Below are 19,495 nucleotides of genomic sequence, written 5' to 3'. Positions count from 1 at the left end.
GACGCCCGCCCATATCGTGCCGGAATGGTATTTCCTGCCCTTCTACGCGATCCTGCGCGCATTCGACGGCGATGTCTGGCTGGTGCAACTGGTCAGCTTCCTGTCCTTCGGCATCATCGACGCCAAGTTCTTCGGCGTCTTGGCGATGTTCGGCGCGATCATCGTCATGGCGCTGGTGCCCTGGCTGGATACCTCGCGCGTGCGCTCGGGGCGCTACCGTCCCAGCTTCAAGTGGTGGTTCTGGCTGCTGGTCATCGATTTCGTCATCCTGACCTGGGCGGGCGCCATGCCGGCAGAGGGGATCTATCCCTATATCGCGCTGGCGGGTGCGACCTATTGGTTCGCCTATTTCCTGGTGATCCTGCCGCTTCTGGGGGTGTTTGAAAAACCGCTGCCGATGCCGCAGACCATCGAGGAAGACTTCGATGCCCACTATGGCGCCAAAACCCATCCTGCCGAGTAAGGAGAGGCAACAATGACCTTGAGAACCACGACCCTCACGGCTGTTGCCGCGCTGGCCGTCGCCCTTTCGGGCGGCGCCGTGGCCCAGGACAACGGCCAGGACAACGGCATGTCCCCGATCGTTCCCGAGGCTTCGGAAACGACCGGCCAGCAGGACCCGGCACCGGCTTCGGCCCCCGAAGCGGAAGCCGAAGCCCCCGCTGACGCGGAGGCCGAGGCCGAGCCGGAAGCCGCCCAAACCGAGGCAGCGGACGAAGCCGCACCCGAGGCAGAGGCCGAAGAGGCACCTGCGGAAGAAATGGCCGAACCCGAGGCGACCGAGACCGAAGCCCCGGCCGACGAAGCAGAGACAAGCGAGGAAGCCGCAACCGAGGAAGCGCCTGCCGACGAAGCCGGTGCAGCCGAGGACGAGGCAACCGAGGACCCCGCCACCGACGAGGCAGCCGACGAAGGTGCTGCCGATGAGGGTGCTGCCGATGAGGCCGGTACCGAAGACGCTGTTGCCGACGAGGCCGAAGAAGGCGCCGCCGACGAAGCACCTGCTGACGAAGCCGGAGCCGAGGAAGCGGCGGACCAGGCCGAATCCGCACCTGCGGACGCCGCCGAGGAGGTCGCAGCCGAAGACGCCACCGCCGAAACCGTCTCGGAGGATGCCGAAGTCGCCGTCGCCCCCGAAACCGATGCTCCCGAGGAATCGGGCGGTCACGGAAGCGTCCATATCGAGGACATCAGCTTCAGCTTCGAAGGTCCCTTCGGCAAGTTCGACCAGCACCAGCTTCAGCGCGGCCTTCAGGTCTATACCGAGATCTGCGCCGCCTGCCACGGGCTGCGCTATGTCCCGCTGCGCACGCTGTCGGACCCCAACGGCCCCGGCCTGCCCGAGGCGCAGGTCCGCGCCTATGCCGAGGACAACGTCCTGCCGATCTTCGATCCCGAACTGGACGAAGAACGCCCGCGGGTGCCGACCGACCACTTCCCCACCGTCGAGGGCGAAGGCATGGGCCCCGACCTGTCGCTGATGGCCAAGGCCCGCGCGGGCTTCCACGGTCCCTATGGCACCGGCCTGTCGCAACTGTTCCGCGGCATCGGCGGCCCGGAATACATCCATGCGATCCTGGTCGGCTATGACGGCGAGGAGAAGATGGAAGCCGGCGCGATGCTGTATCACAACACCGCCTTCGACGGCGGCTGGATCCAGATGCCCAACCCGCTGATGGACGACATGATCGAATATGAGGACGGCACGCCCGCCACGGTCGACCAGATGTCGCGCGACGTCTCGGCCTTCCTGATGTGGACCGCCGAGCCGAAGATGATGGACCGCAAGCAGGTCGGCCTCGTGTCGGTGCTGTTCCTGGTCCTGCTGGGCGCGCTGCTCTATCTGACGAACAAGCGCCTGTGGCATCCGATCAAGCATCGCGACGAAAACCAGGGCTGACCGGCCCCGCATAACGAACCGGAAACGCGCCCCCTGGGGCGCGTTTTCCTTTTTGCGGAAGGCTGGACAAAAGGCCGGTTTCGCCGCCAGATGGCTTGCGGCATTTCCGGGCGCGGGATCGTTGCCCGCTGTTGCCGCGACGGCCTTTGAGGGGATGCGATGACGATCTACAACCTCGGCTCGATCAACATCGACCATATCTATCGGCTGGATCACCTGCCGCGACCGGGCGAGACGCTGCATTCCGAAAGCCACGCCCTGGGCCTGGGCGGCAAGGGCGCGAATCAGTCGATGGCCGCGGCCCGCGCGGGTGCGGATGTCGTGCATGTCGGGGCCATGTCGGCGGGCGACGATTGGGTCATCGCTCAATTGTCCGATGCCGGGGTGCGGGTCGGGACCATCGCCCGGATGCCCGGCGTTCCGACCGGCCATGCGATCATCCTGGTCGATGCCGGGGGCGAAAACTCGATCGTGCTGCACCCCGGCGCCAACCGCGCCATCCGGCCCGAGGACCTGTCGCAGGCCATTGGCCCCATCCGCCCGACCGACACGCTTTTGCTGCAAAACGAAACCACGCTGCAAGTGGCGGCGGCGGCGCAGGCATCCGCCGTGGGCGCGCGGGTGATCTATTCCGCCGCACCGTTCGAACTGGATGCATTGCGTGCGGTGATGTCCCATGTCTCGATCATCGCGCTGAACGAGGGCGAGGCCGCGCAGATGTTCGATGCCTTCGGCCACGACCTGCCGGTGCGGGGGTTGCTGGTCACGCGCGGCGCGGCGGGGGCCGAATATCGCGACATGCAGACCGGGCAGGTCTTTCACCAAGAGGCCTTTGCCGTGCGGGCGACGGATACGACCGGGGCGGGCGATTGCTTTGCGGGTTGGTTCGCCGCGGGTCTGGACCGGGGCGAGGATACCCCGACCGCCCTGCGCCACGCCGCCGCAGCCGCCGCGCTGCAAGTGACGCGGCCCGGCGCCGCCGGGGCCATGCCCGACCGCGCCGAGGTGATGCAGTTTCTGGACGCAAACGCCCGGCAGGGACCGGACTGACTTGTCAGCGGCACGGTGGGGACATATCTGGGACGAATGAAAATTCCATTTCTCACGCGCAAGACCCATGTCGCGGTCATCCGCTTGCAGGGCACCATCGGCACCTCGGGGCGCGGGCCGTCGCTGTCGGACGCCAGCCTTGCCCCCCTGCTGGAACGCGCCTTCCGCCGCAGAAAGCCGGTGGCGGTCGCGATTTCGCTGAACTCGCCCGGCGGGTCCCCGGTCCAGTCCAGCCTGATCGCCGCGCGCATCCGCCGCCTTGCCGACGAACTGAACCGGCCCGTCCATGTCTTTGTCGAGGATGTCGCGGCCTCGGGCGGTTACTGGCTGGCCTGCGCGGGCGACCGGATCTGGGTTGACGACAGTTCGCTGGTCGGGTCCATCGGCGTGATCGCGGCGGGTTTCGGCTTTGCCGAGCTGATCCAGCGTCACGGGGTCGAGCGGCGGGTCCACACCGCCGGGCAATCCAAATCCATGCTGGACCCCTTCCGCCCCGAAAAGCCCGAGGACGTCCAGCGCCTGCACCGCCTGCTGGAACCGATCCACCAGAATTTCAAGGCCCATGTCCAGGCCCGGCGCGGCACCCGGCTGGCCGAGGGGACCGACCTTTTCACCGGCGACATCTGGACGGGGGCGCAGGCGGTCGAACTGGGGCTGGCCGACGGCATCGCCCATCTGGCCCCCAAGATGCAAGAGCTATACGGCAAGGACGTCAAGTTCCTGACCTATGGCCAGCGCGTGCCCCTGCTGCGCCGCTTCGGCCTGAGCGCCGACGATTTCCTGGAAGCCGCCGAACGGCGCGCGACCGAAACCCGCTTCGGGATCCGTAGCTGATGGTCAAGATCGTCCTGACATTCCTGCTGGTCATGATCGTGATCGCGCTGGTCTCGGGCCCCGCCTTCCGCCGCGTGATCGCGCGCATCCTTGGCCTGCCGCCGCGCCGCTAGAGAGGTTGAGATGACCGCAATCGTCACCGGCGCAGGCCGCCGCATCGGCCGCGAGATCGCGCTGTATCTGGCGCGGCGCGGGCGTGACGTGGCCATCCACTACCACGGCTCGGCCGAGGATGCCGAAGCGACCGCGCAAGAGGCCCGCCGGATCGGCGTCGCGGCGCAGACTTTCCGGGCCGACCTGCTGGACATGGACGCGACCGAGGCGCTGGTGCCGCAGGTCGCGCAGGTCATGGGGCCGGTGTCGATGCTGGTCAACAATGCCTCGATCTTCGAATATGACAGCATCCACAGCGCGACGCGCGAAAGCTGGCATCGTCATATCGGCTCGAACCTGCACGCGCCTTTCGTGCTGACGCAGGCCTTTGCCCGGCAGGCCCCCAAGGCGCGGCAGCAGGACGGCGAGCCGGTGGCCGATTCGCTGGTCATCAACATCTGCGACCAGCGCGTGCTGAAGCCCACGCCCGAATTCATGACCTATTCGCTGGCCAAGGCGGGCCTGTGGGCGCTGACCCGGACGCTGGCGCAGGCGCTGGCCCCCGATATCCGCGTGAACGCCATCGGCCCCGGTCCCACCATGCAGGGCACCCGCCAATCGGACCGGCATTTCGCCCGCCAGCGCAAGGCGACCATCCTGGAACGCGGCGCGGATGCGGCGGATGTCACGGCGGCGGTGGGGTTCTTCATGGACGCGCCCTCGGTCACGGGGCAATTGATCTGCACCGACGGCGGCCAGCACCTGGCATGGCGCACGCCCGACATTCTTGGTCCCGAATAGCCGCCCGCCGGCCAAGTTGTGCACCATTTCACCGAACCGTAACCTGTTCGTCGCAAAAATCGCCGGTTTTTCAGCGCATTGCGTCAACCAGATAAAATATCCAGCAAAAACAAATACCTGGAATATTGCCTAAAAACAAGGCAACTTGACCAAATGGCATGAAGCATGAGCATTGAACCACATCCCACAGCGATTTGCACAGAGTTATCCACAGGATTCGTGGATAGCTTTCGGCTTGAAATCGGCGCGCGGAACTTGCAGCCAGCGCGGGGAATCACTTTCTTGGTGACATGACCGAAACGCCCCCGCCAGATAACCCGGCCCTGACCGGCCATGCGCTGATCCAGGATTACGTGCGCAACCTTGATTCCAGCCCCGGCGTCTACCGGATGCTGGATCAGCAGGGGGCGGTTCTGTATGTCGGGAAGGCGCGCAACCTGCGCGCACGGGTGTCGAACTATGCGCGCATGACCGGCCATTCGGGACGGATCGCGCGGATGATCCGCGAAACCGCCAGCATGATGTTCCTGACCACGCGCACGGAAACCGAGGCGCTACTGCTGGAACAGAACCTCATCAAGCAGCTCAAGCCGCGCTACAACGTGCTGCTGCGCGACGACAAGAGCTTTCCGAACATCCTCGTCGCCAAGTCCCACCCTTTCGCGCAGATCAAGAAGCATCGCGGCGCGAAATCGGAAAAGGGCGATTACTACGGCCCCTTTGCCAGCGCGGGCGCGGTGAACCGGACGCTGAACCAGTTGCAGCGCGTGTTCCAGTTGCGGTCCTGCACGGATGCCAGCTTTTCCAACCGCACCCGCCCCTGCCTGCTTTACCAGATCAAGCGGTGCAGCGCTCCTTGCGTCGATCGCATCGGGCTTGCCGATTATCAGGCGCTGGTCAATGACGCCGAGCGATTCCTGCAAGGCAAGTCCACACGCATCCAGGCCGAACTGGCCGCCGAGATGGCCGAGGCCGCCGAGGCGATGGAATACGAACGCGCCGCCGCGCTGCGCGACCGGATCAAGGCGCTGACCGCCGTGCAATCGGTGCAGGCGATCAACCCGCGCGGCGTGACCGAGGCCGACATCATCGCGCTTTACATGGACAGCGGGCAGGCCTGCGTCCAGGTCTTTTTCATCCGGGGCAATCAAAGCTGGGGAAACCGCGACTTCTACCCCCGGCTTGGCGGCGCGGAATCGCATGACGAGGTGATGCAGGCTTTCCTTGCGCAGTTCTACGACGGCAAGGTGCCGCCGCGCATGGTGCTGCTGTCCCACGGGGTCGAGGACCCCGACCTGCTGACGCAGGCGCTTTCGGAAAAGGCGGGCCGCCGCGTCACCATCGGCGTGCCGCAACGGGGCGAAAAGGCGGAACTGGTGGAAAACGCCCTGCGCAACGCCCGCGAATCGCTGGCCCGCCGCATGTCGGAAAGCGCGACCCAGATGCGCCTGCTGGAAGGGCTGGCCGAGAAATTCGACCTGCCCGCGCCCCCGCGGCGGATCGAGGTCTATGACAACAGCCACATCCAGGGCGCGGCGGCGGTCGGGGGCATGGTGGTCGCGGGGCCGGAAGGCTGGATCAAGAACCAGTATCGCAAGTTCAACATCAAGGGGACCGAGATCACGCCCGGCGACGATTTCGGCATGATGCGCGAGATCCTGACCCGCCGCTTCGCCCGCCTGATGAAGGACGACCCCGACCGCCAGACCGAGGCCTGGCCCGACCTTCTGCTGATCGACGGCGGCGCGGGGCAGGTCTCGGCCGTGCATGAGATCATGGTCGAGATGGGGGTCGAGGACATCCCCATGATCGGCGTCGCCAAGGGCCAGGACCGCGACCACGGCAAGGAAGAGTTCCACCGCCACGGCGCGCGCCCCTTCGCACTGGCGATGAACGACCCGGTCCTGTATTTCATCCAGCGACTACGCGACGAGGCGCATCGCTGGGCCATCGGCACCCACCGCGCGCGGCGCACCAAGACCACGATGGCGAACCCGCTGGACGAGATCGCGGGCATCGGCCCGGGCCGCAAACGCGCCCTGCTGGCCCATTTCGGCAGCGCCAAGGCCGTCAGCCGTGCCGGGCTGGCCGACCTGACCGCCGTGCAGGGCATCAGCGAACCGCTGGCGCAGAAGATCGTGGACCATTTCCAGAAGGGCTGAACGGGCGGCCTATCTTTTTCACTATGCGGCTGCGCATCGTGGTGCTAGCCTGCACACCTTCCAAGCTTATCAGGTAGATAGATGAAATTCCTGTCCGTGTTCTCTCGGCCCTTCACGCTGCTTTTCCTGCTTATGGGGCCGTTGCTGCTGATCGCATGTTCGGTCCCCGGCCCCGTCTCATCCGACAGCGCCGAGGCGCGGGCGGCGAGGTTGGGAACCCAATGGGGCGAAACGATCGATTCGCGGGTAAGGACACAGAGCCTGAAGCGGTTGAACGATACGCCCGTCGCCGTCGATGTGCTGCATTATTCGGCGGCGCCCGCCAGCAGCGAAAGATTGCGGGAACTGCCGCTTGCGAATGGGCGCGTCGGTCTTCGCATTCTGCGGGAAAACGGCACCGCTTGGCCGATCTATCGCACGGGCGGAACGCAACGGCTTCAGGGCAGAAGTGGCGAACGCTACACATTGGAATATCGCAACTATTCGACGAAAACCTACGAGATCGTCGCAACCGTCGATGGGCTGGATGTGCTGAGCGGCCAACCGGGCAGCGTCCGCAATCGCGGTTATGTCCTGCGCCCCGGCGAACATCTGCGCATCAAGGGCTTCCGCAAAAGCGGTGACGAGGTTGCAGCCTTTCGTTTTGCAAGCGTGACGGATTCCTACGCGGCAAACAGTGCCGCGGGTTCCCCGGCAAATGTGGGCGTGATCGGCACCGCCGTCTTTGAACTGAACGCCCCGCCGCCGGCAACCGCGCGCCCTTGCCACTCTGGTCCATGCGCATTTCCAAACGACGGGAACAACGGTCAGGGGCGATATGCGGCCCCGCCGGTATATGACTGAGGCGTTTGGCCGTCCGCGCCCCCTTCCCCCCGCCGCGACAAGCGCATAGATTGCGGCCATGCGCTGGAACCTGCCAAATGTCCTGACCCTGTTGCGGCTGCTCGCAGCGCCGCTGGTGCCGCTGATGTTCTTCTTCCTCAGCCGCCCCTTCGCCGATTTCGCGGCGCTCGCGCTGTTCCTGATCGCCGCCGTGACCGACTGGTTCGACGGCTATCTGGCGCGCGCATGGAAGCAGGAAAGCCGCTTCGGCGCGGCGATGGACCCGATTGCCGACAAGGCGATGGTGGTGATCGCGCTGGTCGTCATCACCGGCTATTCCGGCATGAACCCCTGGCTGATCCTGCCCGCGACCGTGATCCTCTTCCGCGAGGTCTTCGTTTCCGGCCTGCGCGAGTTTCTGGGGGCGAACGCAAGGCTGCTGAAGGTCACGAAGATCGCCAAGTGGAAGACCACCTTCCAGATGGTCGCCATCGCGATCCTGTTCCTGGGCACCGGGTTGAAATATTACGAAACCGGCCATCCCCCGCTGGTGGGTGAGCCGGGCCTGCCGTGGTCCAGCAACTGGTCGGACCTGGCGACGCAGGCCGGGCTGGTGACGATCTGGATCGCCGCCGCGCTGACCGCCATCACCGGCTGGGACTATTTCGCCAAGGCCCGCCCCTATCTGAGCGACCGCGATGCAGCTTGACGTCCTTTATTTCGCATGGCTGCGCGAACGCATCGGCGCCCCGCGCGAAAGGATCGAGACCGGGGCCGCCACGGTCGCCGATCTGGTCGCGCAGCTTGCCGCGATGGACGAATGGCACGCGGCGGCCTTTGCCGATCTGGACGCGGTGCGGGTCGCGGTGGATCAGGAACTGGCCGCGATGGACACGCCCCTGGACGGCGCGCGCGAGGTCGCGTTCTTCCCGCCGATGACGGGGGGTTAGCATGACCGCCCGCCTTCAGGCCGCGCCTTTCGATCTTGCCGCCGAACTGGACGGTTTCGGTGCGGGCGCGGGGGCCGTGGTCACGTTCCAGGGCCTCGTGCGCGACGAAGGGGGCCGCCTGACCGCGCTGGAGATCGAGCATTACCCCGGCATGACCGAACGCAAGCTGGCCGAATACGGGGCCGAGGCCGCGAACCGCTTCGGCCTGTCCGACTGGCTGGTGATCCACCGCCACGGCACCCTGCGCGTGGGAGAGCCGATCATGATGGTCGCCACCGCCTCGCGCCATCGGCTTGCGGCGTTTCAGGGTGCGGAATACCTGATGGACTGGCTGAAATCGCGCGCACCCTTCTGGAAACGCGAGATTACCACCGACGGCCCCGGCGAATGGGTCGAGGCCGCCACCTGCGACGAAGACGCCCTTTCCCGCTGGAACCGCGGCTAGAAAGTTGCAATTCCGCGCCCCGCGCCGCATATAGGCTGCGCAAGATCACATCCCCGGAGCGTCGCATGACCTATCTCGACTTCGAAAAGCCCCTCGCGGATCTGGAAGGCAAGGCCGAAGAGCTGCGCGTTCTGGCCCGCAAAGGCGAAGGCGTCGATCTTGAGAAAGAGGCCAGCGCGCTGGACAGGAAGGCCGCCGACCTTCTGAAGGACATGTATAAAAGCCTGGACCCCTGGCGCAAGACGCAGGTGGCTCGCCATCCTGACCGGCCCCATTGCAACGACTATATCGCCGCGCTGTTCACCGAATACACGCCGCTGGCCGGGGACCGCGTCTTTGGCGACGACCATGCGGTGATGGGGGGCCTCGCGCGGTTCAACGATGCGCCTTGCGTGGTGATCGGCCATGAAAAGGGCAACGACACCAAGTCGCGCATCCAGCACAATTTCGGCATGGCCCGGCCCGAAGGCTACCGCAAGGCGATCCGGCTGATGGACATGGCGCATCGTTTCGGCCTGCCCGTCATCTCGCTGGTCGATACGCCCGGCGCCTATCCCGGCAAGGGCGCCGAGGAACGCGGGCAGTCCGAGGCCATTGCCCGTTCGACCGAGAAATGCCTGCAAATCGGCGTGCCGCTGGTGTCGGTCATCATCGGCGAAGGCGGCTCGGGCGGCGCGGTCGCCTTTGCCACCGCCAACCGCATCGCGATGCTGGAACATTCGATCTATTCGGTGATCTCGCCCGAAGGCTGCGCCTCGATCCTGTGGAAGGACGCCGACAAGATGCGCGAGGCCGCCGAGGCATTGCGGCTGACCGCGCAGGACCTGCAAAAGCTGGGCGTCATCGACCAGATCATCCCCGAGCCGATGGGCGGCGCACAGCGCGCACCCGTGGACGCCATCGCTTCGGTGGGCCAAGCGATCACCGCGATGCTGGCCGATCTGGACGGCAAGGCCCCGCAGGAGTTGATTCGCGAACGGCGCGAGAAATTCCTGAACATGGGCGCGAAAACCCTGGCGGGATGAGCCTGCACGACGTTTTCCTGCTCCCTGCCGACCCGCAACTGTCCCCTGATGCCGCGACCAACGCACGGCTGCGCGACCGCCTGGCGCACGAGCCGCTGGCGGCAAGGCTGCTGCATCACGATCATGTGCAGTTCTTCGACTGCGGCGAGGGGTTCGAATCCGTCGCCTGCCCCCGCTGCCACGCCGAAATCGCGCTGGAATGGTGGGGCGAGACGATGGATCGCGACCATGACGGCGCGGGCTTTGCGCTGGCGCCCCATGCGATGCCCTGCTGCGGGCATGGCGCCGCGCTGAACCATCTGGTCTACCGCATAAAACAGGGCTTCGGGCGCTTTGCGATCACCTATCCCGACCCCGGCGGCCAGCCCGACCCGCATCTGCTTGCCGATCTGGCCGGGATTCTGGGTTGCCGCCTGATCGTCGTTCATCGCCATCTTTAAGCGGTCTTGCACCCGCCCGCCGCAACCGGCAGGCTAAGGCCAAAGCGTGAAAGCCCCATGTTCCCGATCCGTGATCACAACCCGCCCTCGCGCATCCCCTATGTCACGCGGCTGCTGATCGTGGTGAATATCGTCATCTATATCGTCACCGCCGATTGGGGCGGCGGGCAGGTGCGGCTGTGGCTGGAAATGTCGCTCTACCCGCTGGCGATCAGCGAGGGCATCTATCTGTGGGGGTTGCTGACCCATATGTTCCTGCATGGCGGGCTGCTGCATCTGGCAGGCAACATGCTGTTTTTATGGGTTTTCGGCGACAATATGGAGGATCAGATGGGCCGCGTCGGCTTCCTTCTGTTCTATCTGGCCTGCGGGCTGGCCGCGGCGGCGGCGCAAATCGCCTCGGACCCCTATTCGATGGTGCCGATGGTCGGGGCATCGGGCGCGATCGCGGGGGTGATGGGGGGCTATCTGCTGATGTTTCCCAAGGCGCGGGTCGATGTGATCGCCATCGTGTTCTTCTTCATCCGCCGCTTCACCATTCCCGCCTGGGTGATGCTGCTGGCGTGGTTCGGGCTGCAACTGGTGATGGGCGCGGCCGCGGGGCCTGATTCGGGCGTGGCCTATTGGGCGCATAACGGCGGCTTCATCGCGGGCATCGTCCTGACCATCCCGCTGTTCCTGCTGCGCGGCGGCCCACGATTCTGGAGCGTGACCCACGGCCATCCGCCCCACGCGCCCGTCCGCTATTCCACCAGCCGCATTCCCCGCGTGCGCCGTTAACGCAAGGTGCCCCGGCTCATGTGGCGCTTGCCCGCGAAACCGGGGGTGCGGGCGACATCGAAACCGGCGGCCTCCAGCGCGCGGCGGACATGGCCCGCCGCCGTATAGGTCGCGAAGGTGCCCCCCGGCGCGGTATGGCGGGCGACCTGCGCCATCAGCGGTTCGGCCCAGATCTCGGGGTTCTTTGCGGGCGAAAAACCGTCGAGGAACCACGCATCCACGCGCCCGTCCCATGCGGGCAGCGTGTGCCGGGCATCGCCGGTGACGATCTCGACCGCGACCGTGCCGACGGTGAAACGGCTTTGCGGCCAGCCTGCGCGCAACTCTTCGGCCAGCGGGGCAAGTTCAGGGAAAGCGGCATGGGCGCGGGCCAGTTCGGCGGTGCCCATCGGAAACATCTCGAACGAGGTGAAGCGAATCGGGTCCCGCGCCACCGCCGCCAGCGCCAGCAGGTTCAGCCCGGTGCCGAAGCCCAATTCGGCGACGTGAAAGCCCGGACGCAGCCGCGCGGGCAGGTCGTTGCCGTCCAGAAAGACGTGGCGCGTTTCCGCAAGCCCACCGGCAAGGCTGAAATAGGGATCGTCGAAACGGGTCGAGACCGGCACGCCGCCCTCGCGCCATGTCAGGCCGCTTTTCTGGCCGCTCTGGTCGATCTGGCTCATCCGCGTTAACTCCATCTTAAGGCGCAGATGGGATAAGGGCGGGGCGATGGCAAGCGAAAAGACGGTGACCGTGGCGGGCGCGGGAATCATCGGGCTGGCCTGCGCATGGGAACTGGTGCGGCGCGGGGCATCGGTCCGGGTGTATGAGGCGGCGCGGATCGGGGCGGGTTCCAGCGGCGGGACAGTGGGCGCGCTGGCCCCGCACGCGCCGGAGAACTGGAACGACAAGAAGCAGGTGCAGCTTGACGCGCTGATCGCCGCGGAAGGCTGGTGGGCGGATGTGGCGCAGGCAGGCGGCACGGATCCGGGCTATGCGCGCACCGGACGGCTGCAACCCGTGACGGCGGACACCCTGCCCCGCTTGCAGGGCCGCATCGCGCAGGCGGAACGCAACTGGCCGCAATGGGCGCAAATGCGGCTGGTTCGCGATCCGCAGGCGGCGCTGGTGCCGGAAAGCCCGGACGGATGGTGGCTGCTGGACAACCTGACCGCGCGGCTGAACCCCCGCCGCGCGCTGCAATCGCTGGCGGCGGCGATTCGCGCGGGTGGCGGGGTGATCGTGGAAGGCCAGCCCGCGCCCGAATCGGCGGACGGTCCCGTGATCCGGGCCACCGGCGTCGCGGGGCTTGCGCCCTTCGGGGGCACGGGCGTCAAGGGCCAGTCGGCGCTGCTGCGCCTTGATGCCCGCGATGCGCCGCAGATCTTTGCCGACGGGCTGCATATCGTGCCGCATGGCGACGGGACGGTGGGCATCGGCTCGACCTCGGAACGCGATGCGACGGATCTGGCCACCGACGCGCAGCTTGAGGCGCTGATCGACAAGGCCCGCCGCCTCTGCCCCCCGCTGGCCGGGGCCGAGGTGATCGACCGTTGGGCAGGCATCCGGCCAAGGGCGAAGTCACGCGCGCCGCTGGTCGGGCCGTGGCCGGGCAAGCCGGGCGAGTTCGTCGCAAATGGCGGCTTCAAGATCGGCTTCGGCATGGCCCCCGCCATCGCGGGCATGATCGCGGATCTGGTGCTGGAGGGGCGCGACCACATTCCGCCGGGCTTTCGTCCCTAAGGCCGCGGAAACCCGCCGGGAATGACGGCCCGCCCCATGAACCGCAACATCCAGCCGAAACCTGCCGGGCGAAGGAAATATTTATTTTTCAATCGCTTGAGCGGAAATTCGGGCCGGGGATTCCCACCAACCTCACGGCATGGGCGAGGCGCCGATCACCGCCGGATGCAGATGCCACGCCCCCGCCCACAGCACGGCCCCGACGGCCAGCCGCACCGGCGTCAGCCGCACGCGCAACCTGCCGACCCGCGCCAGCCCGGCCAGCGCATAGGCCAACATCAGCCCAAACAGGATCACATGCGCCAGATCCCCGTTCGCGACCAGATGCGCGCCAGCCCACAGGGCGAATCCAGCCATCAGCCCGGCCATGCCCCCGGTCGCGCCCAAGCCAAAGGCCAGCGGCATCGCGATATTGACCAGCCAGCGCATCCAGCCCTGCTGCGGCCATATCTCGACGATGGGCGCGCGTCCGGCGGCAAGGATCAGCCAGTAAAGCAGGCCCAGCGACAGCAGGCTGAAGGCCGCGACATAGCCCCGCCGCCCAAGCGCCGCCACCAGCCCGCCCTTCAGCCGCATCGGCACGATATGCGAGGCGAGGAATGCGGCCAGCGCCGCCGTGAATTCGATCCATCCGCTCATGCCCGGCAACCTAATCCGGGCGCGAAACCGCAGCAATGTCATTGACGCCCCCGCCCCCTGCGGCAAAATGGCCCCAAATCAAGGAGTCCCGATGTCCCGCCTTCAGACCGCTTTCGAAGCCATCGACAAGGCCAATGCCGCCGATCCCAACCTGACCGGGGGTCAGCCCGACGAATTGCTCTATGGCCAGCGCATGACGGCCGAGCAGGAACTGCTTTATCCCGATGCGTCCGAGCCGTTGCGCATCGCCTGCCGGGGCCAGCATATCGAACGCTGGACCCTGCCGCGCCGCGATTTCCCGATGGACCGCCCCGGCTATCTGGCCTGGCGGGTCGAGCAGGGCCGCCGCCATGCCGCCCGCGTGGCCGGGATCATGCGGGACGCGGGTTATAGCGACGAAGATATCGCGCAGGCCGAAAAGATGCTGATGAAACAGGGCATCAAGCGCGACGCGCAGGTGCAGGCGCTGGAGGATGTCGCCTGCTTCACCTTCATCCGCTGGTATATGGGGCCTTTCGCGGGCACGCAGGAACCCGAGGCCATGCTGCGCATCGTCGAAAAGACCGCCCGCAAGATGTCGGCCACGGCCCGCGCCCGCGCCCTGCGCGAGTTCGACATCCCCGAGCCTTTCGCTGCCTCGTTCCGTGACTGATCCGCTGATCGTCGCCCACGGCCAGCCCGGCGATCCCGAAGGCCAGCAACGCGCGGTCGAGGAACTGGCGGCGCAGGTCTCGGCCCTGCTGGGGCGCGAGGTGCGGGGCGCGACGCTGGCCGCGCCGGGCGCGCTGGAACGCGCCCTGACCCCCGGCGCGCAGGTCTATCCGCTGTTCATGGCGGGCGGCTGGTTCACGCGGGTCGAACTGCCCCGGCGGCTGGCGCTGGCGGGGGCCGAGGATCCGCGCATCCTGCCGCCGCTTGGCGCCGATCCGGGGCTGCCCGCGCTGTGCCTCTCGCTGCTGACCCGCGCGGCGCGGGACAATGGCTGGCAACTGGCCGAGACGGCGCTGCTGATCGCCGGGCACGGCTCGGGCCGGTCGCGCGCGCCTGCGCAGGCGGTCTACGATCTGGGGGGCGTGCTGCGGCCCCATGTCGCCCGCCTGACCTGCGGTTTCGTCGAGGAACCGCCGCATATCGAGGAATCGGCGCGCGATCTTGGCCCCCGCGCGATCTGCCTGCCCTTCTTCGCCACCCGCGCCGAACATGTCACCGAAGACCTGCCCCGCGCGCTGACGCAGGCCGGGTTCGAGGGCGCGGTGCTGCCCCCCGTCGGTCTGGCCGATGAAATCCCCGCCATGATCGCCCGCGCGATCAGCCGCGCGGATTTGTGATCACACGTTCAGACACCAGCGCATGATCGCCTTTTGCGCGTGAAGGCGGTTCTCGGCCTCGTCGAAGACGACCGAGTTCGGGCCGTCCATCACCTCGCTTGTCACCTCGTCGTCGCGATGGGCGGGCAGGCAGTGCATGAACAGCGCGTCGGGCCTGGCATGGGCCATCAGCGCCTTGTTCACCTGATAGCCGCGAAGCTGGTTGTGGCGGCGTTCTCGCGCCGATTGCGGGTCGTGCATGGACACCCAGGTATCGGTCACCACCAGATCGGCGCCGGTGACGGCCTTGACCGGATCGCGCTCGACCACCGCCTGCACGCCTGCCGCGCGGGCGAAGTCCAGCCATTCGGCTTCGGGATCAAGCTGGCGCGGGCCGGTGAAGGTGATGTCGAAGCCAAACTGCCCCGCCGCCTGGATCAGGCTGGCGCAGACGTTGTTGCCATCGCCCGACCAGACCACCTTGCGCCCGGCGATGGGGCCGCGATGTTCCTCATATGTCAGGATGTCGGCCATGATCTGGCAGGGGTGGGTGCGGTTGGTCAGCCCGTTGATCACCGGAACGCTGGCGTATTCGGCCATTTCCAGCAACGTCGCTTCCTCGAAGGTGCGGATCATGATCAGGTCGACATAGCGCGACAGCACGCGGGCGGTGTCGGCGATGGTCTCGCCGTGGCCAAGCTGCATTTCCTGCCCCGACAGCACCATCGTCTGCCCGCCCATCTGCCGCACGCCAAGATCGAAACTGACGCGCGTGCGGGTCGAGGGTTTTTCAAAGATCAGCGCGACCATCCGGTTCTTCAGCGGCAATTCGGCGTCCGGGGTGCCCTTGGGGCAGCCGTTGCGCGCATCCTTCATCCGGCGCGCGGCGTCGATCATGGCGCGCAGGTCTGCCTTGTCGGTGGTGTGGATATCAAGGAAGTTTTTCATCTATGGGGAACTTTCGGATATACCGCGCAAACCAAGCAGGGTTGCGGGGGGCAGGTCAAGACCGCAGCGCACGGGTGCGCGTGTTTTTCGCGCCGCCGTTCATCGGTGGCGGGTCATGATCCGCGCCGGGCGGCCTTCCTCGTCCAGCCGCGTGCCCCTGTCGGCAAAGCCCGCGCCCAGCCAGGCGGCGATGGCGCGCATGTTGCCCGGCTCGGGGTCGGTCACGATCACCATCGCGCTCTGCAAAAGCCGGTCGCCCATTTCGCGCAGCCATGCCTTGCCCTGGCCCATGCCCTCGGGCGCGGCGAAGCAGTCGATGCCAAGCGCGCCCTGCGGCTGGTCGGCCAGGTGGGGGGCGCCATAGGCGTGGACCTCGTAGATCTGGGCGTAGGCGATGGGGGCGCCGTCTGCGGTGACGATGACCTGTTCCATCCGCGGGTCGGCAAGGTCGCCCTGAATCAGCGCAAGCTGCGCGACCGGATCGCGCCACCATGCGGCGACGGCGGGTTCGCGCAGCCAGCGGGCCAGCATCACCATGTCGCCATGCACGACCGGGCGGAAGTCATAGGCGACGGTTTCCGGCGCGACGGGTTCGGGCGTGTCCTCGTCAGCCATCCAGCGACCCCGCTGCACGGTCCAGCCGCGCCACCGCCTCGGCGATTTCGTCGTCCGAGATGTTCAGCGGCGGCAGCAGGCGCAGGGTGTTGTCGGCAGCGGGAACGGTCAGGATATGCTGGCCATAGCCTGCCGCAACCAGATCGCCGGGCGCAACCTTGCACTTCAGGCCCAGCATCAGCCCTTGCCCGCGCACGCCCTCGAAAACATCGGGATGGGCGGCGACCAGCGATTCCAGCTTCTGGCGGAAAAGGCCCGCCTTGCGGCTGACATCGGCCAGAAAGGCGGGGTCGGCGACGATCTCCATCACGCGGATGCCGACCGCGCAGGCCAGCGGGTTGCCGCCATAGGTCGAGCCGTGGCTGCCGACCACCATCGCCCGCGCCGCCTGTTCGGTCGCCAGAACCGCGCCAAGCGGGAAGCCGCCGCCGATGCCCTTGGCCACCATCATCACGTCGGGCGCGATCCCGGCCCATTCATGGGCGAACAGCCTGCCGGTGCGGCCCATGCCGCATTGGACCTCATCCAGCACCAGAAGCGCGCCGGTCTTGTCGCAAAGCGCGCGGATTTCGCGCAGATCGGCATCGGGCAGCAGGCGGATGCCGCCTTCGCCCTGCAAGGGTTCCAGCATGACGGCGGCGGTATCCTCGCCGATCGCGGCGCGCAGCGCGTCCATGTCGCCCCAGGGCAGGGATTGGAAGCCCGGCATCAGCGGCCCGAAACCGGCGGTCATCTTTTCCGACCCAGCCGCCGCGATGGCCCCGGTGGAACGACCGTGGAAGGCGCCTTCGAAGGTCAGGATCCGGGTGCGCTCGGGCTGGCCTGCATCGGACCAGTATTTGCGCACCATCTTGATGGCCAGCTCTGCCGCCTCGGTCCCCGAATTGGTGAAGAACACGGTCTCGGCGAAGGTCGCTTCGACCAGCAGGTCGGCCAGCTTTTCCTGCTGCGGGATGTGATAGAGGTTCGAGACATGCCAGATCTTGCCCGCCTGCTCGGTCAGCGCGGCGACCAGGTCGGGGTTGGCGTGACCCAGCACGTTCACCGCGATACCCGCCCCAAGGTCCAGGTATCGGGTCCCGTCCCGCGTGACGGCCCAGGAGCCTTCGCCCTTTTCAAAAGACAGGTCGGCGCGGTTATAGGTCGGCAGGACATGCGCGATCATGATGTGGTTCCCTTGCGAAGGAATGGCCCAGAGGGCAGCGATGGGTTGGGGGTATGTGAAGGCAGGCGCCGCCGGGGCGGCGAAACGGGCGTCATCGACGTCGGGGGCGATATGCGGTCCATGCGTTCATGGCGCGGAGATTGCGCAAGAATTCCGTCCCGTGCAAGTCCCGATTTGCGCATTGCCCGATTTCCGCCCCCGCGCGTGGCCCTAGGGCTTCATCCGGTAGCCGGTGGCGATCCAGCGCCAGGCCAGGAACAGCACCCCGGCGGTAAAGCCCGTGCAGACCGCAAGCCCCAGCATCACCGGCGCGTCGCTGACGCCCACGAATCCATAGCGCGCGCCGTCGATCAGGAAGAAGATCGGGTTCCAGTGGGCCAGGGTGCGGAACGGCTCGGGCAGGGCCTGGACGGAGTAAAAGGTGCCCGACAGGAAGGACAGCGGTGTGATCACAAAATTCGTGATCACGGCCATCTGGTCGAATTTCTGCGCAAGGATCCCCGCCAGGATGCCAAGGCCGCCCATCAGCAAAGCCGCCAGCACGATGAAGCACAGCGCCCACAGGGGATGCGCCACGCCCTGCCCCACGACCAGCGCCAGGGCCAGCGCGATCACCCCCGACACGATCAGCGCCCGGATGAGCGAGCCGGTGAGATAGCCGATCAGGATCTCGGTCGCGGAAAGGGGCGGCATCAGCGTGTCGACGATATTGCCCTGCATCTTGGCCGAGATGATGCTGGACGAGGTATTGGCAAAGGCGTTCTGCGTCACCGTCATCATCAGGATGCCCGGCGCCAGGAATTGCAGATAGGGCAGCTCCATCACCTGCCCGCGGTTTTCCCCAAGCGCGATGGCAAAGACCACGATAAACAGCCCCGCCGTCATCAGGGGCGCGAAAACGGTCTGCTGCCAGACGGACAGGAAGCGCATCGTCTCGCGCCGGCAAAGGGTGTAAAGGCCGATCCAGTTCACGCGGCCAAAGCGACGCACGCCGTAATCGGTAAAATCACGACGATCAAAACTGCCAGGCATCTAGTCTCCTTGAATTCCGGGGGTGGGGCGGGTATTTCATTACATCCCCGTTTAGATGCGGGTCTTGCAGAATTGAAGTCACATCGACATTACGCCGGGGCAGCAGGCCGCGCCCGGAATGGAAAGGCACAGCATGTCCTGGACAGATGAACGCGTCGAAACGCTGAAACGGATGTGGTCCGAGGGCCAGTCCGCCAGCCAGATCGCGAAAGAGCTGGGCGGCGTGACCCGCAACGCCGTGATCGGCAAGGTCCACCGGCTTGGTCTGTCGAACCGCAACGACGACAGCGCCGCAGCCGCCAAGCCCGCGCCCGAGGCCGCCGCACCCGCGCAGCCCGAACCCGCCCCTGCGCCCGAGCCGCGCCCCGCGCCCGCCGCCGCCAAGCCCGCGAAACCCGCAGCGGACGAACAGCCCAAACCCGAGCCGGTGGCCGAGGCCGCGCCCGCCCCCCTGCGCCGTCCGGTCGTTCCGGCGGGCCAGCCGCTGCCGCCCGTGCCCTCGAACGAGATCAGCCCCGAGACCCTGGCCACCGTGCGCGAGGTCGAAAAGAAATCGCGCAAGCTGAACCTGATGGAACTGACCGAACGGACCTGCAAATGGCCCATCGGCGACCCGGCCACGGACAAGTTCTGGTTCTGCGGCCTGCCCTCGGCCCCCGGCAAGCCCTATTGCGAAACCCATGTCGGCGTCGCCTTCCAGCCGATGAGCGCGCGCCGCGACCGCCGCCGCTAGGGCGGTGCGCCCGCGACGGGGCGCTGCCGGGC

At 66.8% G+C, this 19,495-nt stretch carries 21 protein-coding genes and 2 pseudogenes; 17 read left to right on the top strand and 6 right to left on the bottom strand.

Annotation, left to right across the window (positions count from 1 at the left end):
* The 13 genes and pseudogenes from Q0O97_RS08455 to Q0O97_RS08395 form a co-directional block, all read left to right on the top strand.
* Positions 1–463: pseudogene (locus Q0O97_RS08455) on the top strand (cytochrome b); the annotation flags it as partial.
* Positions 464–1,156: 693 nt separating this feature from the next.
* Positions 1,157–1,900 (top strand): annotated as a pseudogene (locus Q0O97_RS08450) (cytochrome c1); the annotation flags it as partial.
* A gap of 159 nt (positions 1,901–2,059) precedes the next feature.
* A complete protein-coding gene (locus Q0O97_RS08445) occupies positions 2,060–2,950 on the top strand; it encodes a ribokinase (protein ID WP_294927324.1) in 891 nt (296 codons plus the stop codon).
* Between the two features lie 36 nt (positions 2,951–2,986).
* On the top strand, positions 2,987–3,784 hold the full coding sequence (locus Q0O97_RS08440) for a S49 family peptidase (protein WP_294927321.1): 798 nt from the start codon (positions 2,987–2,989) through the stop codon (positions 3,782–3,784).
* Positions 3,785–3,907: 123 nt separating this feature from the next.
* A complete protein-coding gene (locus tag Q0O97_RS08435) occupies positions 3,908–4,678 on the top strand; it encodes an SDR family oxidoreductase (RefSeq protein WP_294927319.1) in 771 nt (256 codons plus the stop codon).
* Between the two features lie 290 nt (positions 4,679–4,968).
* Entirely contained in the window at positions 4,969–6,840 is a 1,872-nt protein-coding gene (gene uvrC, locus Q0O97_RS08430) for an excinuclease ABC subunit UvrC (protein WP_294927316.1), read from the top strand.
* 336 nt (positions 6,841–7,176) lie between these two features.
* A complete protein-coding gene (locus Q0O97_RS08425) occupies positions 7,177–7,683 on the top strand; it encodes a hypothetical protein (RefSeq protein WP_294927313.1) in 507 nt (168 codons plus the stop codon).
* Between the two features lie 58 nt (positions 7,684–7,741).
* The gene (gene pgsA / locus Q0O97_RS08420) at positions 7,742–8,371 is read left to right on the top strand and encodes a CDP-diacylglycerol--glycerol-3-phosphate 3-phosphatidyltransferase (protein ID WP_294927311.1); all 630 of its coding nucleotides are present in this window, start codon (positions 7,742–7,744) and stop codon (positions 8,369–8,371) included.
* Complete coding sequence (gene moaD, locus Q0O97_RS08415; protein ID WP_294927309.1) at positions 8,361–8,612, top strand: molybdopterin converting factor subunit 1; 252 nt, start codon at positions 8,361–8,363, stop codon at positions 8,610–8,612. The genes pgsA and moaD overlap by 11 nt, the downstream gene beginning before the upstream one ends.
* A 1-nt stretch (position 8,613) precedes the next feature.
* Positions 8,614–9,057: a molybdenum cofactor biosynthesis protein MoaE gene (locus Q0O97_RS08410; protein ID WP_294927306.1), complete on the top strand. Its 444-nt coding sequence runs from the start codon at positions 8,614–8,616 to the stop codon at positions 9,055–9,057.
* Positions 9,058–9,122: 65 nt separating this feature from the next.
* Positions 9,123–10,082 (top strand): acetyl-CoA carboxylase carboxyltransferase subunit alpha, encoded by a 960-nt coding sequence (locus tag Q0O97_RS08405; RefSeq protein WP_294927303.1) that lies wholly within the window; start codon positions 9,123–9,125, stop codon positions 10,080–10,082.
* The gene (locus Q0O97_RS08400) at positions 10,079–10,522 is read left to right on the top strand and encodes a hypothetical protein (RefSeq protein WP_294927300.1); all 444 of its coding nucleotides are present in this window, start codon (positions 10,079–10,081) and stop codon (positions 10,520–10,522) included. Before Q0O97_RS08405 ends, Q0O97_RS08400 begins: the two co-directional genes overlap by 4 nt.
* Before the next feature lie 57 nt (positions 10,523–10,579).
* Complete coding sequence (locus Q0O97_RS08395; protein ID WP_294927297.1) at positions 10,580–11,302, top strand: rhomboid family intramembrane serine protease; 723 nt, start codon at positions 10,580–10,582, stop codon at positions 11,300–11,302.
* Here Q0O97_RS08395 and mnmD read toward each other — a convergent pair.
* The gene (gene mnmD, locus Q0O97_RS08390; protein ID WP_294927294.1) at positions 11,299–11,964 is read right to left on the bottom strand and encodes a tRNA (5-methylaminomethyl-2-thiouridine)(34)-methyltransferase MnmD; all 666 of its coding nucleotides are present in this window, start codon (positions 11,962–11,964) and stop codon (positions 11,299–11,301) included. The two genes, Q0O97_RS08395 and mnmD, sit on opposite strands and share 4 nt — an antisense overlap.
* 46 nt (positions 11,965–12,010) lie before the next feature.
* Here mnmD and Q0O97_RS08385 point away from each other — a divergent pair, with 46 nt between their 5' ends.
* Positions 12,011–13,024, top strand: a complete 1,014-nt coding sequence (locus Q0O97_RS08385) for an FAD-dependent oxidoreductase (protein WP_294927291.1) — start codon at positions 12,011–12,013, stop codon at positions 13,022–13,024.
* 132 nt (positions 13,025–13,156) lie between these two features.
* On the opposite strand, the gene Q0O97_RS08380 is transcribed toward Q0O97_RS08385, so the two are convergent.
* Positions 13,157–13,663: an NnrU family protein gene (locus Q0O97_RS08380; RefSeq protein WP_294927288.1), complete on the bottom strand. Its 507-nt coding sequence runs from the start codon at positions 13,661–13,663 to the stop codon at positions 13,157–13,159.
* 91 nt (positions 13,664–13,754) lie between these two features.
* On the opposite strand from Q0O97_RS08380, the gene Q0O97_RS08375 reads away from it, so the two are divergent.
* Positions 13,755–14,315, top strand: coding sequence for a DUF4202 domain-containing protein (locus tag Q0O97_RS08375; protein WP_294927285.1), 561 nt, complete (start codon positions 13,755–13,757; stop codon positions 14,313–14,315).
* Complete coding sequence (locus Q0O97_RS08370) at positions 14,308–14,991, top strand: CbiX/SirB N-terminal domain-containing protein (RefSeq protein ID WP_294927282.1); 684 nt, start codon at positions 14,308–14,310, stop codon at positions 14,989–14,991. Before Q0O97_RS08375 ends, Q0O97_RS08370 begins: the two co-directional genes overlap by 8 nt.
* Here Q0O97_RS08370 and argF read toward each other — a convergent pair whose 3' ends face one another.
* From argF to Q0O97_RS08350, 4 genes are all read right to left on the bottom strand, one after another.
* The gene (gene argF / locus Q0O97_RS08365) at positions 14,992–15,918 is read right to left on the bottom strand and encodes an ornithine carbamoyltransferase (protein WP_294927279.1); all 927 of its coding nucleotides are present in this window, start codon (positions 15,916–15,918) and stop codon (positions 14,992–14,994) included.
* 99 nt (positions 15,919–16,017) lie between these two features.
* Positions 16,018–16,533, bottom strand: coding sequence for a GNAT family N-acetyltransferase (locus tag Q0O97_RS08360; RefSeq protein ID WP_294927276.1), 516 nt, complete (start codon positions 16,531–16,533; stop codon positions 16,018–16,020).
* Positions 16,526–17,698: an aspartate aminotransferase family protein gene (locus tag Q0O97_RS08355; RefSeq protein WP_294927273.1), complete on the bottom strand. Its 1,173-nt coding sequence runs from the start codon at positions 17,696–17,698 to the stop codon at positions 16,526–16,528. Before Q0O97_RS08355 ends, Q0O97_RS08360 begins: the two co-directional genes overlap by 8 nt.
* A gap of 210 nt (positions 17,699–17,908) precedes the next feature.
* Positions 17,909–18,730: an ABC transporter permease gene (locus tag Q0O97_RS08350; protein WP_294927270.1), complete on the bottom strand. Its 822-nt coding sequence runs from the start codon at positions 18,728–18,730 to the stop codon at positions 17,909–17,911.
* Positions 18,731–18,863: 133 nt separating this feature from the next.
* Between Q0O97_RS08350 and Q0O97_RS08345 the strand changes: the two genes are divergently transcribed.
* Positions 18,864–19,463, top strand: a complete 600-nt coding sequence (locus Q0O97_RS08345; RefSeq protein ID WP_294927267.1) for a GcrA family cell cycle regulator — start codon at positions 18,864–18,866, stop codon at positions 19,461–19,463.
* Positions 19,464–19,495 lie beyond the last annotated feature (32 nt).

Source organism: uncultured Paracoccus sp. (assembly GCF_945915435.1).
GTDB lineage: Bacteria > Pseudomonadota > Alphaproteobacteria > Rhodobacterales > Rhodobacteraceae > Paracoccus.
The sequence above is the reverse complement of the archived record's forward strand: the minus strand, read 5'-3'. Positions and strand labels throughout refer to the sequence as shown.

What these genes read in the sequence shown, in the direction of transcription:
- Q0O97_RS08395 (WP_294927297.1), top strand. Translation starts at nt 10,580, where the DNA reads ATGTTCCCGATCCGTGATCACAACCCGCCCTCGCGCATCCCCTATGTC.
- Q0O97_RS08405 (WP_294927303.1), top strand. Translation starts at nt 9,123, where the DNA reads ATGACCTATCTCGACTTCGAAAAGCCCCTCGCGGATCTGGAAGGCAAG.
- Q0O97_RS08375 (WP_294927285.1), top strand. Translation starts at nt 13,755, where the DNA reads ATGTCCCGCCTTCAGACCGCTTTCGAAGCCATCGACAAGGCCAATGCC.
- Q0O97_RS08345 (WP_294927267.1), top strand. Translation starts at nt 18,864, where the DNA reads ATGTCCTGGACAGATGAACGCGTCGAAACGCTGAAACGGATGTGGTCC.
- Q0O97_RS08400 (WP_294927300.1), top strand. Translation starts at nt 10,079, where the DNA reads ATGAGCCTGCACGACGTTTTCCTGCTCCCTGCCGACCCGCAACTGTCC.
- argF (WP_294927279.1), bottom strand. Translation starts at nt 15,918, where the DNA reads ATGAAAAACTTCCTTGATATCCACACCACCGACAAGGCAGACCTGCGC.
- Q0O97_RS08380 (WP_294927288.1), bottom strand. Translation starts at nt 13,663, where the DNA reads ATGAGCGGATGGATCGAATTCACGGCGGCGCTGGCCGCATTCCTCGCC.
- uvrC (WP_294927316.1), top strand. Translation starts at nt 4,969, where the DNA reads ATGACCGAAACGCCCCCGCCAGATAACCCGGCCCTGACCGGCCATGCG.
- Q0O97_RS08350 (WP_294927270.1), bottom strand. Translation starts at nt 18,730, where the DNA reads ATGCCTGGCAGTTTTGATCGTCGTGATTTTACCGATTACGGCGTGCGT.
- mnmD (WP_294927294.1), bottom strand. Translation starts at nt 11,964, where the DNA reads ATGAGCCAGATCGACCAGAGCGGCCAGAAAAGCGGCCTGACATGGCGC.
- Q0O97_RS08385 (WP_294927291.1), top strand. Translation starts at nt 12,011, where the DNA reads ATGGCAAGCGAAAAGACGGTGACCGTGGCGGGCGCGGGAATCATCGGG.
- Q0O97_RS08440 (WP_294927321.1), top strand. Translation starts at nt 2,987, where the DNA reads ATGAAAATTCCATTTCTCACGCGCAAGACCCATGTCGCGGTCATCCGC.
- moaD (WP_294927309.1), top strand. Translation starts at nt 8,361, where the DNA reads ATGCAGCTTGACGTCCTTTATTTCGCATGGCTGCGCGAACGCATCGGC.
- Q0O97_RS08360 (WP_294927276.1), bottom strand. Translation starts at nt 16,533, where the DNA reads ATGGCTGACGAGGACACGCCCGAACCCGTCGCGCCGGAAACCGTCGCC.
- Q0O97_RS08435 (WP_294927319.1), top strand. Translation starts at nt 3,908, where the DNA reads ATGACCGCAATCGTCACCGGCGCAGGCCGCCGCATCGGCCGCGAGATC.
- Q0O97_RS08355 (WP_294927273.1), bottom strand. Translation starts at nt 17,698, where the DNA reads ATGATCGCGCATGTCCTGCCGACCTATAACCGCGCCGACCTGTCTTTT.
- pgsA (WP_294927311.1), top strand. Translation starts at nt 7,742, where the DNA reads ATGCGCTGGAACCTGCCAAATGTCCTGACCCTGTTGCGGCTGCTCGCA.
- Q0O97_RS08445 (WP_294927324.1), top strand. Translation starts at nt 2,060, where the DNA reads ATGACGATCTACAACCTCGGCTCGATCAACATCGACCATATCTATCGG.
- Q0O97_RS08410 (WP_294927306.1), top strand. Translation starts at nt 8,614, where the DNA reads ATGACCGCCCGCCTTCAGGCCGCGCCTTTCGATCTTGCCGCCGAACTG.